The organism is Lichenibacterium dinghuense (genome assembly GCF_021730615.1).
Classification (GTDB): domain Bacteria; phylum Pseudomonadota; class Alphaproteobacteria; order Rhizobiales; family Beijerinckiaceae; genus Lichenihabitans; species Lichenihabitans dinghuensis.
The window spans coordinates 1,533,057-1,546,633 of record NZ_JAJLMN010000001.1 but is presented as its reverse complement, the minus strand read 5'-3'; the positions used below and the strand labels follow the sequence as shown (position 1 = coordinate 1,546,633).

At 72.1% G+C, this 13,577-nt stretch carries 13 protein-coding genes and 2 tRNA genes; 6 read left to right on the top strand and 9 right to left on the bottom strand.

Features of this window, described 5'->3' with window-relative positions; genetic code table 11:
- Positions 1-35: 35 nt before the first annotated feature.
- From L7N97_RS07415 to phnN, 3 genes are read left to right on the top strand one after another with little or no spacing between them, the layout of a single operon-like run.
- Positions 36-602 (top strand): DUF1045 domain-containing protein, encoded by a 567-nt coding sequence (locus tag L7N97_RS07415; RefSeq protein ID WP_237477683.1) that lies wholly within the window; start codon positions 36-38, stop codon positions 600-602.
- Positions 599-1,735 (top strand): alpha-D-ribose 1-methylphosphonate 5-triphosphate diphosphatase, encoded by a 1,137-nt coding sequence (locus L7N97_RS07410; RefSeq protein ID WP_237477682.1) that lies wholly within the window; start codon positions 599-601, stop codon positions 1,733-1,735. The genes L7N97_RS07415 and L7N97_RS07410 overlap by 4 nt, the downstream gene beginning before the upstream one ends.
- Entirely contained in the window at positions 1,725-2,300 is a 576-nt protein-coding gene (phnN, locus tag L7N97_RS07405) for a phosphonate metabolism protein/1,5-bisphosphokinase (PRPP-forming) PhnN (protein WP_237477681.1), read from the top strand. The genes L7N97_RS07410 and phnN overlap by 11 nt, the downstream gene beginning before the upstream one ends.
- Positions 2,301-2,330: 30 nt before the next feature.
- On the opposite strand, the gene polA is transcribed toward phnN, so the two are convergent.
- Entirely contained in the window at positions 2,331-5,447 is a 3,117-nt protein-coding gene (polA, locus tag L7N97_RS07400; protein WP_237477680.1) for a DNA polymerase I, read from the bottom strand.
- Between the two features lie 123 nt (positions 5,448-5,570).
- On the opposite strand from polA, the gene L7N97_RS07395 reads away from it, so the two are divergent.
- On the top strand, positions 5,571-5,804 hold the full coding sequence (locus tag L7N97_RS07395) for a hypothetical protein (protein WP_237477679.1): 234 nt from the start codon (positions 5,571-5,573) through the stop codon (positions 5,802-5,804).
- Between the two features lie 143 nt (positions 5,805-5,947).
- On the opposite strand, the gene L7N97_RS07390 is transcribed toward L7N97_RS07395, so the two are convergent.
- The 4 genes from L7N97_RS07390 to L7N97_RS07375 form a co-directional block, all read right to left on the bottom strand.
- Complete coding sequence (locus tag L7N97_RS07390; protein WP_237477678.1) at positions 5,948-6,475, bottom strand: NAD(P)H-dependent oxidoreductase; 528 nt, start codon at positions 6,473-6,475, stop codon at positions 5,948-5,950.
- Positions 6,472-7,623: an LLM class flavin-dependent oxidoreductase gene (locus L7N97_RS07385; protein WP_237477677.1), complete on the bottom strand. Its 1,152-nt coding sequence runs from the start codon at positions 7,621-7,623 to the stop codon at positions 6,472-6,474. Before L7N97_RS07385 ends, L7N97_RS07390 begins: the two co-directional genes overlap by 4 nt.
- Before the next feature lie 177 nt (positions 7,624-7,800).
- Positions 7,801-7,974 carry a DUF1328 domain-containing protein gene (locus L7N97_RS07380; RefSeq protein ID WP_129220574.1) on the bottom strand — a complete coding sequence of 58 codons (174 nt, stop codon included), beginning with the start codon at positions 7,972-7,974 and terminating at the stop codon, positions 7,801-7,803.
- 109 nt (positions 7,975-8,083) lie between these two features.
- Positions 8,084-9,931 carry an ABC transporter ATP-binding protein gene (locus L7N97_RS07375; RefSeq protein ID WP_237477676.1) on the bottom strand — a complete coding sequence of 616 codons (1,848 nt, stop codon included), beginning with the start codon at positions 9,929-9,931 and terminating at the stop codon, positions 8,084-8,086.
- 102 nt (positions 9,932-10,033) lie between these two features.
- Here L7N97_RS07375 and L7N97_RS07370 point away from each other — a divergent pair, with 102 nt between their 5' ends.
- On the top strand, positions 10,034-10,276 hold the full coding sequence (locus tag L7N97_RS07370; protein ID WP_237477675.1) for a DUF2188 domain-containing protein: 243 nt from the start codon (positions 10,034-10,036) through the stop codon (positions 10,274-10,276).
- A 255-nt stretch (positions 10,277-10,531) separates the two neighbouring features.
- Here L7N97_RS07370 and L7N97_RS07365 read toward each other — a convergent pair.
- The 3 genes from L7N97_RS07365 to L7N97_RS07355 form a co-directional block, all read right to left on the bottom strand.
- A tRNA-Ala gene (locus L7N97_RS07365) sits at positions 10,532-10,607 on the bottom strand.
- 84 nt (positions 10,608-10,691) lie between these two features.
- Positions 10,692-10,767 (bottom strand) — tRNA-Ala (locus L7N97_RS07360).
- Positions 10,768-10,970: 203 nt separating this feature from the next.
- The gene (locus L7N97_RS07355; protein ID WP_237477674.1) at positions 10,971-11,351 is read right to left on the bottom strand and encodes a TIGR02300 family protein; all 381 of its coding nucleotides are present in this window, start codon (positions 11,349-11,351) and stop codon (positions 10,971-10,973) included.
- A gap of 262 nt (positions 11,352-11,613) precedes the next feature.
- On the opposite strand from L7N97_RS07355, the gene cmk reads away from it, so the two are divergent.
- On the top strand, positions 11,614-12,234 hold the full coding sequence (gene cmk / locus L7N97_RS07350; protein ID WP_237477673.1) for a (d)CMP kinase: 621 nt from the start codon (positions 11,614-11,616) through the stop codon (positions 12,232-12,234).
- Between the two features lie 89 nt (positions 12,235-12,323).
- On the opposite strand, the gene L7N97_RS07345 is transcribed toward cmk, so the two are convergent.
- Entirely contained in the window at positions 12,324-13,562 is a 1,239-nt protein-coding gene (locus L7N97_RS07345) for a GGDEF domain-containing protein (protein WP_237477672.1), read from the bottom strand.
- Positions 13,563-13,577 lie beyond the last annotated feature (15 nt).

Here is a 13,577-nt window from a genome sequence, read left to right as displayed (position 1 = left end):
CCACCCGGCCGCCCGACCCCGCGCGCGACGCCCTCGTGGCCGAGCCCGCCCGCTACGGCTTCCACGCGACGCTGCGCGCGCCCTTCCGCCCGCGCGACGGCGTCACCCTCGACGGCCTGTCGGCTCATCTGGCCGCGTTCGCGGCGGGCCGCCCGGCGCCGGTGATCGGGTGCCTGACCCTGTCGCGGCTCGGCGACTTCTTCGCGCTCACGCCGTCCGGGCCCGAGCCCGGCATCGCGGCGCTGGAGGGTGAGGTGCTCGACGCCTTCGAGCCGTTCCGCGCGGCCCTGACCCCGGCCGAGGCGGCGCGGCGGCGGCCGGAGCGGCTGAGCCCGAGCCAGCGCGCGCTGCTCGACCGCTACGGCTATCCCTACGTGCGCGACGAGTTCCGCTACCACATGACGCTGACCGGCCCGGTGCCGGGCCCGGCCGAGGCGGTCCGCCGCGCGCTGGAGGCGCATTTCGCGGACGTCCTCGACCGGCCCTTGCCCGTCGACGGGCTCGCGCTCTTCGTCGAACCGGAGGCGGGCGCACCCTTCCGCGTCCACGCATTCCACCCCTTCGGGCCCGCCGCGGCCCCGCCACCGGGCGCGAGCGCATGAGCGAACAGGTCTTCACCGGCGCCCGCATCGTGCTGGGCGACGAGGTTGTGCGGGGCAGCCTCGCCGTGCGCGACGGGCGGATCGCCGCGGTCGACGCCGGACCCTCGCGCCGCGGCGAGGACATGGGCGGCGACGTGCTGATCCCCGGCCTCGTCGAGCTCCACACCGACCACATCGAGGGCCACTACCTGCCGCGGCCGGGGGTGCGCTGGGACAGGATGGCGGCGTTGCAGGCCCACGACGCGCAGGTGGCGGCCTCCGGCATCACCACGGTGTTCGACGCGCTGCGGGTCGGCACCGACGAGGACGCGCGGCTCGGCTCGGCCGACATGCTGGCCATGGCCGACACGATCGCGGCCGCCGCCGCGGCCGGGCGCCTCCGGGCCGACCACCGCATCCACCTGCGCTGCGAGGTGTCGGCCCCCGACGCGCTCCGGGCCTTCGAGGCCATCGCGGGCAGGCCGCTGGTCGGGATCGTGTCGCTGATGGACCACGCGCCGGGCCAGCGCCAGTACACCGACCTCGACGCCTACCGCACCTACTACCAGCGCAAGATGAACCTGACGGACGCGGGCTTCCTGGCCTTCTCCGACCGGCGCGTCGCGGAGTCCCTGGCTCATTCGGACCCGCACCGCCGCGCCATCGCGGAGTTCTGCCGCGCGCGGGGCGTGACGGTGGCGTCGCACGACGACGCGACCGCGGCCCATGTCGGGGAGGCGGTGGCGCTCGGCGTCACCCTGGCCGAGTTCCCCACCACGATCGAGGCCGCGCGCGCCTCGCACGCGGCCGGGCTCTCGGTGCTGATGGGGGGCCCCAACGTCGTGCGCGGCGGCTCGCATTCGGGCAACGTGTCGGCCTCCGCCCTGCTGGCCGAGGGCCTGCTCGACGTTCTGTCGTCGGACTACGTGCCCTTCAGCCTGCTGCAGGCGGCCTTCGGCCTCGCCGAGACCGGCACGCTCGACCTGCCGGCGGCCGCGCGGCTGGTGTCGACGAACCCGGCCCGCGCCGCCCGGCTCGACGACCGCGGCCTGATCGCGCCGGGCCTCCGGGCCGACCTCGTGCGCGTGCACACGCAGCCGGGCCTGCCGCCGCTCGTGCGCGCCGTGTGGCGGGAGGGGCGGCGTGTCGCGTGACGGGCCGCGCGCCGGCGTGCTCGTCGCCGTGGTGGGCCCGAGCGGGGTCGGCAAGGACGCCGTGATGGCGGGCGCCGCGCGCCATCCAATGCTCGATGCGCGCGTGCTCTTCGCGCGGCGCACCGTGACGCGGGCGGCGGCGCCGGGCGCCGAGGACCACGACACGCTCGACGAGGCCGGCTTCGCCCGCGCCGAGGCCGGCGGCGCCTTCGCGCTCACCTGGGCCGCGCACGGCCTGCGCTACGGCCTGCCGCGCTCCGCCCGCGACGAGGTCGCGCGCGGCCGCGTCGTGGTGGCCAACCTGTCGCGCCGCGCGCTCGGCGACGCCGCCGCGGTGTTCGGGCGGCTGCGGGTCGTGGAGGTCGCGGCCCGGCCGGAGGTGCTGCTGGCGCGCCTGTCCGCGCGGGGCCGCGAGGACGCCGCGGCGGTGCGGGCGCGGCTGGCCCGGCAGGTGCCCGTGGCGGTGCCGGCGGGGGCGGAGGGGCACCTGCTCCTCGACAACTCCGGCCCGCTCGATGCGGCGGTCGCGGGGCTGGTCGGGCACCTCAACGGCCTGTGCGGGTGAGGGCTCCGGCCGGGCTTCGGCGTCGGACCCTCAGTGCGCCTCGTCCCAGTTGTGCGCGGCGCCCGCCTCGACGGCCAGCGGCACGGACAGCGACACCGCCGGGTGCGGCGCTTCCACCATCACGCGCTTGATGACCGGGATCGCGCGCTCGACCTCCTCGTCGGCGATCTCGAACACCAGCTCGTCGTGCACCTGCAGCAGCATGCGCGCGCCGAGCTTCTCGGCCTCCAGCGCCGCGTCCATCCGCACCATGGCGCGGCGGATGATGTCGGCGGCCGTGCCCTGGATCGGCATGTTGATCGCCGCGCGCTCGTTGAAGGCCCGCTCGGACGGGTTCGAGGCGTTGATGCGCGGGTAGTGGCACTTGCGCCCGAACAGCGTGGTGACGAAGCCCTGCGCCCGCGCGGTCTTCTTCGTCGCCTCCATGTAGTCGCGGATGCCGGGGAAGCGCTCGAAATAGGTCTTGATGTAGTCGCCCGCCTCCTGCCGGCCGATCGAGAGCTGGTTGGCGAGGCCGAAGGACGAGATGCCGTAGATGATGCCGAAGTTGATCGCCTTGGCGCGGCGGCGCACCTCGCCGGTCATCTCGGACAGCGGCACGCCGAACATCTCGGAGGCCGTGGTGGCGTGGATGTCCCGCCCTTCCGCGAAGGCCTGCTTGAGCTGCGGGATGTCGGCGATGTGGGCCAGGAGCCTCAGCTCGATCTGCGAATAGTCGGCCGACACGAGCTTGTGCCCCGGCTCCGACACGAAGGCCGTGCGGATCTTGCGCCCCGCCTCGGTGCGGACCGGGATGTTCTGGATGTTGGGGTCGGACGACGACAGGCGCCCCGTGGTGGTCGCGGCCAGCGCGAAGGAGGTGTGGACGCGACCGCGGTCCGCGAAGGTCGGCAGGGCGTCCGTGTAGGTGGCCTTGAGCTTCGACACCTGCCGCCATTCCAGCATCAGCTTCGCGAAGCCGTTGCCGGTCTCGGCCAGCTCGTCGAGCACCTGGGCCGAGGTCGACCAGGCGCCGGTCGCGGTCTTCTTGGCGCCGGGCAGGCCCATCTTGCCGAACAGGATGTCGCCGAGCTGCTTCGGCGAGCCGAGGTTGAAGGTCTCGCCCGCCGCCTCGAAGATCTCGGATTCGAGCCGCGCCATCACCTGCGAGAAGTCGCCCGACAGGCGCGACAGGATGTCGGAATCGATGGCGATGCCACGCCGCTCCATGCGGGCCAGCGCCGGCACCAGCGGGCGCTCCAGCGTCTCGTAGACGTGGGTCATGCTCTCGGCCGGCAGGCGGGGCTTCAGCACGCGCCACAGCCGCAGCGTCACGTCGGCGTCCTCGGCCGCGTAGGCGGTGGCGCGGTCGAGCGCCACGCGGGCGAAGCCGATGAAGCTCCGGCCCGAGCCCGCCACGTCCTTGAACGGGATCGGGTCGTGGCCGAGGTGGCGCTTGGCGAGCTGGTCCATGCCGTGCGTGTCGACGGTCGCGGCCGCGTCGAGCACGTAGCTCATCAGCATCGTGTCGTCGAAGGGCGCGACCGTGATGCCGTGGCTGGCGAAGACCAGCCAGTCGTACTTCATGTTCTGCGCCACCTTCAGCACGTCCGGCGCCTGGAGCAGGGGGCGCAGCCGGTCGATGACGTCGCGCAGTTCCAACTGCTGCGGCGCTTCCGCCTCGGCGGGGGGCGGGGCGGGGGCCTCCTCGGCGAAGAGCCCGGCGGCCTCGGCAGCCGCCTTCTCCTTCTTGGTCTTCTTCGGTGCCGGCGGCGGCGCCGGGGGCGGGGGCGCGAGGTGGCCGACCGGGATGTAGACGGCCTCGCCCGGCGCCGTCGCCAGCGCCACGCCGACGAGCTCCGCCCGCCGCGCGTCGAGCGAGGTCGTCTCGGTGTCGACCGCCACGACCCCGGCCTCGCGCGCCTGCGCGATCACGGCGTCGAGCGCGTCAAGCGTCGTGACCGTGCGGTACTTCGCATGGTCGAACGGCAGGGCGCGCATCTCGGCCGCGCGGGCGGCGGCCAGGGTCGACGGGCCGTCGAGCTTCGGCAACGCGGCCGCGATGGCGGCGGCGTCGCGGTGCTCCGCGGGCTCGGCCGGCGCCTCGCCGGTGGCGACGATGCCGCCGCCCTCCTCGATCGGCGCCGCCGGCGCGCCGTTGCGGGTGCGCCAGCCGCCGGGGCCGACGAGCCGCTCGTCCGGCTCCACCTCGCCGGGCTCGACGCCGTAGAACTCGCCGATGCGGCGCGTCAGCGTCGTGAACTCCAGCGCCTTGCAGAAGGCGACGAGCTTCTCCCCCTCTGTGCGCGGCAGCCGCAGCGCGTCGAGCGGCACCGTCACCTCGACCGTGTCGCAGAGCGTGACGAGCTCGCGCGACACGCGGATCCGTTCGACGTTCTCGGGCAGCGTCAGCGCCTCGCGGCGCTTCGGCTGCTTGATCTCGGCGGCGCGGGCCAGGAGCGTGTCGAGATCGCCGTAGTCCTTGATGAGCTGGGCCGCGGTCTTGATGCCGATGCCGGGCGCGCCGGGCACGTTGTCGGTGCTGTCGCCGGCCAGCGCCTGCACGTCGATCACGCGCTCGGGCGGGACGCCGAAATATTCGATCACTTCCGGGACGCGCGTCACGCGCTCCTCGCGGGCGCCGGCGGCGCCGGGCACTCCCGAGGCCGGGTCGTACATGACGACGCCCTCGCCCACGACCTGCATCAGGTCCTTGTCGGGCGACACGATGAGGACGTCGGCGCCCGCGGCCCGCGCGTGGCGCGCGTAGGTGGCGATGAGGTCGTCGGCCTCAAAGGTGTCCTGCTCGACCGGAACCATGCCGAAGGCCCGCACGGCCTCGCGCATCAGGTGGAACTGCGGCACGAGGTCGTCCGGCGGCGGCTTGCGCTGCGCCTTGTAGGCGGTGAACAGCTCCTTGCGGAACGAGTTCTCGCTCTTGTCGAAGATCACGGCGAGGTGGGTGGGCATCGTGCCCGCCGCGCCCTCGCGCACGAACTGCAGCAGCTTGGTGGCGAACAGGCGCACCGCGCCGGTGGGGAGCCCGTCGGAGCGCGCGTTGTACTTCCGGTCCTGGTTGATCGACTGGAAATAGGCGCGGAAGATGAAGGCCGAGGCGTCGACCAGGAAGACGTGGTCGCCGGCGGCGACGGGGCGGTTCGGGGGCATGGCGGGTCCTCGGTCTCAGCCGGCTTCATTCCATGGAACGCTGCCGGAGGCGAGCGGTCCGCGACGATGTGCTAGGCTGATGCCGCAGAACCAGGAGCGCGCCGGATGGGCGAAGAACGAGTCATGACGGTCGCGAAACTGATCGACCACCTGAGCCGCTTCCCGCAGGATGCGGAGGTGGTGGACCTCGACGTGTCGGTGGTGATCGACGCCGACGCCAACCTCGTCCAGAGCCTGTCGCTGTGGGAATCCGACGAGGAAGGCGACGACGATCCCGACGACGGCTCGCGCGAGGACCTGCCCGTCGAGCGCGACCGCAAGGTGGTGAGCCTGTCGCCGCGCCGCGGCAAGCCTTGAAACCCGTCCGCCGTCGTCCCGGGCTTGACCCGGGGCCCGGCCGGTCCGATCGGCCGAGGCGACGCCCGGCCGCACCGCTGGATCCCGGGTCAAGCCCGGGATGACAGCCCTGAGGGCGAGACAGGGACCTTCTCGCGCCCCGCTCACACCCGCAGGGCGCGGCCGAGCTCCGCCACGGCGGCCTCGACCTCCGCCGCGACCCGCTCGGACGCGAGGTCCGAGCCCGCGAAGTCGCCGTCGCTGGCGTAGACGTGCGGCTCGACCGGCCGCGTCCCGAAGAAGTCGAACAGCGGCAGCAGCCGCCCCTCGATCATGGCGCCGTATTCCGGCAGGCGGCCGGTGGCGCAGAGCACGACGGGGCGCCCGCGCAGCGCGTCCTTGTCGATCAGGTCGAAGAAGTGCTTGAACAGCCCGCCGTAGGACGCCTTGAACACCGGCGAGCCGACCACGAGCGCGTCGCAGTTCTCCACCGCCGACCAGATCCGGTCGAGGCCGGGCGGCGCGCCGGCGCGGGACGTCGCGGCGCCGAGCGCCGGCCCGGCGTCGACGAGGTCGTAGGCCTCCGCGGCCCCGAGCCCGGCCGCCCCGTGCAGCACGCGCCCCACGAGGGCGCGCGTGCGCGACGGCCGGGTGATGTTGCCCGACAGTCCGACGATGCGCCTCGCCGTCACTCCGCCGCCTTGGCGAGCGCCGCCGCGCGCGGCTTGCGCAGGCCCGCCTGTTCCAGGAGCGGCATCACGCGCTCGTTCCAGTAGGGGAGCTCGGCGTTGTAGTCGACCATGGAGATCAGCGTGCCGTCGATGCCGGTGTTGGACAGCTCGATCAGCTTGTCGGTCACCTGCTCGGGCGTGCCGACGATGGAATAGCCGCCCCAGCCCGAGATGAAGTTCTCGCGGAACTTGTCGAAATACTCTTTCGAATAGGAGCCGCTCTCGACGCCGAAGATCTTGCAGATGATGTCGCAGGCTTCCCAGTCGCCCTTCTCGTGGACGTAGTAGTTGTAATAGTCGCGCGCCTCCTTCTCGGTGTCGCGGACCACGACCGAGGAGTAGGTGAAGGTGCCGATCTCGCGGCGGTGCTGGTCGTAGGCCTGCTTCTTCATGGCATCGACCCAGGCGCGGCCCTTCTCGACGTTCTCGACGACGGAGAAGTTGATGTCGCAGTACTTCGAGGCGAAGTCGCGGCCCTTGGGCGAGGAGCCGGCGCTGATCAGCACGGGGCGGGGCTTCTGGTAGGGTTTCGGATCTGCGAAGCCCTGCTTGATGTTAAAGAACTCGCCCGAATAGTCGAACCACTGCTCACTCCACAGCTTCTCGACGATCTCGACCCATTCGGTCGCGTATTCGTAGCGGGTGTCGTGCTCCATCATCTTGACGCCGAACATCTCCATCTCCGGCGTGAACCAGCCGCAGACCATGTTGAGGCCGAAGCGGCCCTTCGACACGTGGTCGATGGTGGTGGCCATCTTGGCGGCGACGATCGGGTGCAGGGTCGGCACGTGCGAGGTGGCGAACAGGAAGACCTCCTTGGTGGCCGCCGCCAGCGCGGCCGCCCAGGTGTAGGTTTCCATGCAGTTGCCGTTGAAGTTCGACGGCCCGCCAAAGCCGCGCCAGCGCGCGATCGGCACCATGCATTCCATGCCGGAGGCTTCGAGCAGTTTCGCGATCTCGAGGTTCTTCTCGAAGGTCGGCTCGAACGTCGTCTCGGCGAGGGTGATCGCGCAGGCGTTGGAACAGTTCGAGCCGAAGGTGCCGAGCTTCAACTTGTTGTCGTTGAACATCGGATTGCCGGCGGCCCGGAAGGCGTCGAGGTTGCTCATGGTCGTCTCCCTCCGTCCGATCTTGGCGCCGGGCGGTGATGAAAGGTGAGAGACGAAAGCGGCGCCGGTCCAATAGCGGATCGTTTCCGGCGCCATAGCGCGCCGCTATCGCGCGCGTCCGGACATGAAAAAGGGCGCCGCGGGGCGCCCTTTCCGTCGAGATCGGTCGCTGGACCGTCAGGTCACGGCTTTGCCAGCCATCACGCCCAGGATCAGGAAGATCACGAAGATCACGACGAAGATGTAGAACAGGATCTTGGCGATGTCGGCCGCGCCCGCCGAGATGCCGCCGAAGCCGAACACGCCGGCCACGATCGAAATGATGAAGAAAATCAGGGCCCATTTGAGCATTGGACGAACCTCCATACGCAGTCCTGCCTCAATGCGCCTCCTCACGTCCGGTTCCGCGCGGCTGCGCCGGATTGTCGCGAAGCTGTGGACGGCGGGGTGAGGCCGCCCGTCAGGCGGCCTCGTCGATGAAGCCGCCGGACTGGCGGTGCCACAGGTCGGCGTAGAGGCCGCCGCGGGCCAGCAGCTCGGCGTGGCTGCCGGTCTCGACCACGCGGCCGCGGTCCATCACGATCAGCCGGTCCATGCGGGCGATGGTGGACAGGCGGTGCGCGATGGCGATCACGGTCTTGTCGCCCATCAGCGCGGTCAGGCTCTCCTGGATGGCGGCCTCGACCTCGCTGTCGAGCGCGCTCGTCGCCTCGTCGAGCACGAGGATCGGCGCGTCCTTGAGGATCACCCGCGCGATGGCGACGCGCTGGCGCTGGCCGCCGCTGAGCTTCACGCCGCGCTCGCCGACGTGCGCGTCGTAGCCGCGCCGGCCCTGCCAGTCCTCCAGGCCGGCGATGAAGTCGTGCGCGTGGGCGCGCTTCGCCGCGGCCACCACCTCGGCCTCGGTGGCGCCCGGCCGCCCATAGGCGATGTTCTCGCGGATCGAGCGGTGGAGCAGCGACGTGTCCTGCGTCACCACCGACACGGCGCCGCGCAGGCTTTCCTGCGTGACGCCGGCGATGTCCTGCCCGTCGATCAGGATGCGGCCGCCTTCGAGCTCGTGGAAGCGCAGGAGCAGGTTCATCAGCGTGGTCTTGCCGGCGCCCGAGCGGCCGACGAGGCCGACCTTCTCGCCGGGGCGGATGCGCAGGCTGAGGTCGTGGATCAGCCCCGCCTCGCGGCCGTAGCCGAACCGGATGGCGTCGAAGCGGATCTCGCCGCGCTCCACCGCGAGCTCGCCCGCGCCGGCGCGGTCCTGCAGCGCGATCGGGCGGGCGATGGTCATCATGCCCTCCTGGATGGTGCCGAGGTTCTCGAACATGTCGGTCACCTGCACGGCGACCCAGCCGGCCGCGGAGGCGATCTGCCAGGTGAGCGGGATCGCCATGGCGACGGTGCCGACGTCGACCCGGCCTGCCTGCCAGGCCATCACGGCGAGCGCGGTCTCGCCCACCAGCATCAGGGCGTTCATGCCCTGCAGCGACATGAACAGGGTGGACAGCATCCGCATCTGCGCCCGGTAGGCGGCGGTGTGGCCCTCGAACACCTCGCGCACGTGCCGGTCCTCGTGGGCGAGGCGCGCGAAGAGCTTCACGGTGAGGATGTTGGTGTAGCCGTCGACCACGCGGCCGACGATGAGCGACTTCATCTCCGATGTGCGCTTCGAGCGGTCGCGCAGTCGGGGCACGATGAAGCGCAGCAGCACCGCGTAGGCGCAGAACCACGCGACGATCGGCACGGTCAGCACGGCGTCGATGCGGCCGAGCAGCGTCAGGGCCGTCACGCCGTAGACCGTGATGCCCCACACGGCGGTGATGCCCGAGATGGCGCTCTGGCGGATCGCCGGGCCGGTGTCCATCACGCGCGAGGCGATGCGGCCCGCGAAATCATTCTGGAAGAAGGGCCAGCTCTGGCGCGACACGTGCCGGTGGCTCTGCCAGCGCACCATGTTGGTGACGTTGGCCACGATGGCGACGTTGGACACGAGGTTCTGCGACGCGATCGCCGCCGGGCGCACGAGCAGCACCACGACCACCATGGCGATCAGCAGGCTGCGGTTCTCGCCGAAGAACAGATCCCGCGGCGTGGACGTGATGGCGCGCACGAGGTGCCCGATGAACCAGGGCACGGAGGCGTCGAGCACCGACACGGAGAAGCCCGCGACGAACAGGGCGGCGAAGAGCGGCTTCGCCTGGGACACGAAGTGCCAGTAGAAGGGCACGAGCCCTTCCGGCGGCTGCACCGGGCGCGGCTCGGCCCGCGACGGCTCGCCGGTGGGCGACAGCAGGGATTCGAAGAGGCGGAACATGGCTCCCCGTTAACGGGCAACCGCGGCGAGGGTGGGGCCGCCGGAACCTCGCGGGGCGCGGCAAGTTTGCGAGAACACTGCGAGGACAGGGGGAGCCGAACGATGGCCGACATCCATTACGAGGTCGTGGAGCACGACGGGGGCTGGGCCTATCGCCTGAACGGCGCCTATTCGGAGACGTTCCGCACCAAGCAGGCGGCCCACAAGGCGGCCGAGACCGCGGCGGCCGAGCAGGGCACGCCGGGCGAGAGCGAGGTCATCGCCTACCAGGACGACAAGGGCGAGTGGCACGAGGAGATCGCCAAGGGCGAGGACCGGCCCAGCGCCGACGTCACGGACGCCTGACGGGAGAGCGGCCGATCGACCCGGCCGCGCCGCCTCCGCGGGCTGGGGGCTTCGTGCATCCCGGCGGCCGGGTGGCTCTGCCCTTCTCCCCTCGCGGGAGAAGGGGGCCGATCACGAGGCTTCAGGACGTACGGACGAGGTCGGCCTGCGGAGCGGAACGGAAGCTGACCGAGTACGACCGACCGAAGCCTCGACGTCGACGGCGGCACGGCCACAATTTGGTCGAAGGCCGTTTCAACTCTGTCGCAAGATGATTGGTGGAGCCAGACGGAATCGAACCGACGACCTCTTCAATGCCATTGAAGCGCTCTCCCAACTGAGCTATGGCCCCACGCTGTCTACAACGGCCGCTTGGGAGCGGTCGAGGGAGCCTCGTCTTTCACTCGACCCCGGACGGCTCGGCCGGGAGAGTGTTTGGTGGAGCCAGACGGAATCGAACCGACGACCTCTTCAATGCCATTGAAGCGCTCTCCCAACTGAGCTATGGCCCCACACATTTCGCACAGGTCCGATTGGGTCCGGACTTGCCATCGATCCAGTAGATTTGCCGAAGCTCGTCCGCTTGATCTGTCGCCGCTCGGTGAGCGGCGGCGAGGTCGGTTCTATAACTTCGCCGAACCGGCCGCACAAGCCCGATTTTCGCGGGCTCGCATTTTTGATCGGGAGGCGCTTCGACGCGTCCCGGCGCCGAGGCTCACGCCTCCTCGTCGTCCTCGATCTCGCCGTCGATGAGGTCGGCCACGTCGTCGTCGCCTTCCTCCTCCTCTTCGAGGAAGGTGTTGTCGTCGGCCGGGGTGTCGTCGACCTCGATGTCGTCGTCGGTGGCGGGCTCGGGCTTCTCGCCGGCCTCGGCCTCGTCGAGCGACACGATCTCGACGCCGGCGTTCTCCTGCTCGACCTCACCCTCGTCGCGCGCGGCCGCGGCCGCGGCGGCGCGGGCCGGGGCGCGGGCGACCGGCAGCGGCACGAAGACCGCGCCGCACTTCGGGCACAGGATCGGGTCGCGGTTCAGGTCGAAGAATTTCGTCGCACAGTTCTGGCACTGGTGCTTCGCGCCAAGTTCCGGTTTTGCCACAGTCCATCCTTACGGCACCGCGCGCGCGGCGCCGCTGCCCTTCCTCAACGATCGGAGGCAAGGGGTTAAGGCGCGCGAGGCGGCGGCGTCAATCGGAAAGTGCCGGCCGCGGCGCCGCCGGATGACAGCCCCGAACCGCTATGTTAGGGCGGCGGCGCCCGCCGTCCCACCCGCCCGGAGCCTCCCTCTTGCCCAAGCCGACGCGCCGCCCGGGCGCTCTCCCCGTCCACCCCGGTCGCCCCGCGGGCCGCGAGCGGGCGCCGTGATCATCGCGATCGACGGTCCGGCGGCCTCGGGCAAGGGCACGCTGGCCAAGAAGCTGGCCGCGCATCTCGGCCTCCCCCACCTCGACACCGGCCTGCTGTACCGCGCGACCGCCCGCGCCCTGCTCGACGCCGACGGGCGGCTCGACGACGCGCGCGCGGCCGTGGCGGCGGCCCGCGGTCTCGCGCTCACGGATTTCGACGAGGCCCGGCTGCGCGGCCGCGCCATGGGCGAGGCGGCTTCCGTCGTGGCCGCGATCCCGGCGGTGCGGGAAACCCTCGCGGCGGCCCAGCGCAGCTTCGCGCTCAGGCCCGAGGGCGCGGTGCTCGACGGGCGCGACATCGGCACCGTCATCTGCCCCGAGGCGGATGTGAAGATCTTCGTCACCGCCAGCCCGCAGACGCGGGCGCAGCGGCGAGCGCTGGAGCTCGCCGGCCGGGGCGAGCCCGCCGACTACGCGGCCATCCTGGAGGACATCCGCGTGCGCGACGAGCGCGACAGCAGCCGCGCCGTGGCGCCCCTGCGCGCCGCGCCGGACGCCCACGCGCTCGACACCACGGCGCTCGACGTCGAAGCGGCCTTCCGCGCGGCGCTGCGCTTCCTGCCGGCGGCCGGTTAGGCGCGGTCGCGATCGGGTGAGGCTGCCCGGTCGCGCGAGGGTGCCCGCGAAGACGGGTGACGAGGTCTGGAGCCGGAGCGGCTCCGGCGTCAGGCGGCGACCCGCCAGGCGCCGCGCCCGCCGCGCTTGACGGCGAAGAGCTCGGCGTCGGCGCGCTCGACCAGCGCCGCGAGCGTGCGGTCCGCGGTGCGCCACAGCGCGGCGCCGGCGCTGGCGCCGATCTCGACCCGGCCCGCGACGGTGGCGACGGGGCGGCCGACGGCCTCGACCAGGCGCCGCGACAGGCCGGCGAGGACGTCCTCCGTGGCGCCCGGCAGCAGCACGGCGAACTCGTCGCCGCCGAGGCGCGCCGCCACGTCGCCGGGCCGCAGGTGCCGCCGCAGCCGCGCCGCGACCTCGCGCAGCACGGCGTCGCCGACCGCGTGGCCGTGCGTGTCGTTGACGGGTTTGAACCGGTCGAGGTCGAGGAGCACGAGGCCGAAGGCGCCGTCGGCCCGCGCCTCCGCCGCCATGCGCCCGCCCTGCGCCTCGAAGCTGCGTCGGTTGGCGAGCTCCGTCAGGCTGTCGGTGGCGGCCTCGGCCGCCAGGGCCTCGTGGCGGAGCTTCTGGTCGGTGATGTCCACCACCACGCCCACGATGTTCTCGGGCCGGCCGGCCTCGTCCCGCGTGAGCCGCCGCTGGCACGACATCCACCGCAGGCGGCCGTCGGCGGTCCGCACGCGGTATTCGGCCGACAGGGCGTCCGCTTCGCCGCGCACCAGGGCGCCGAAGTCGGTCGCCCCCTGGTCCTCCGGCAGCACGAAGGCGGCGTAGCCGGGCCCGTCGAGCGGCCCCGCCCCGTCGCCGGCCACGAGGCGGCTCAGCTGGGGCGACGTGCTGAAGCGGTGGCTGGCGATGGTGTAGTGCCAGAAGCCGCCTTCCAGCAGGTCCATGGCGAGCGCGATGCGCTGGTCCACCTCGCGGGCGAGGCGCTCGGCGTCCTTGCGCGGCGTGATGTCGACGCCGAGGCCTACCAGCAGCGCGACCCGGCCGTCTCCAGGGTCGAGCACCGGCGTCACGGTGGTGTGCCACCAGCGGCCGCCGCCGGGGGCGTCGTAGAAGCTCTCGAAGTCGACCGACACCCGCTCGGCGACGCAGCGGCGGTAGTGGCCGAGCACGGCCGCAGCGTAGTCCGCCGACAGCAGGCTGTCCGGGGTCTGGCCCACGAAGGCCGACGGGGCGACGCCGATCACGTCGGCGAGGCGGCCGTTGATGGACGCATAGGTGAAGACGTCGCCCGCCACCGCCACCGTGAAGGCCGGGGCGCCGATCAGCTCGACATCGATCATGCCGTCTCCGCATGG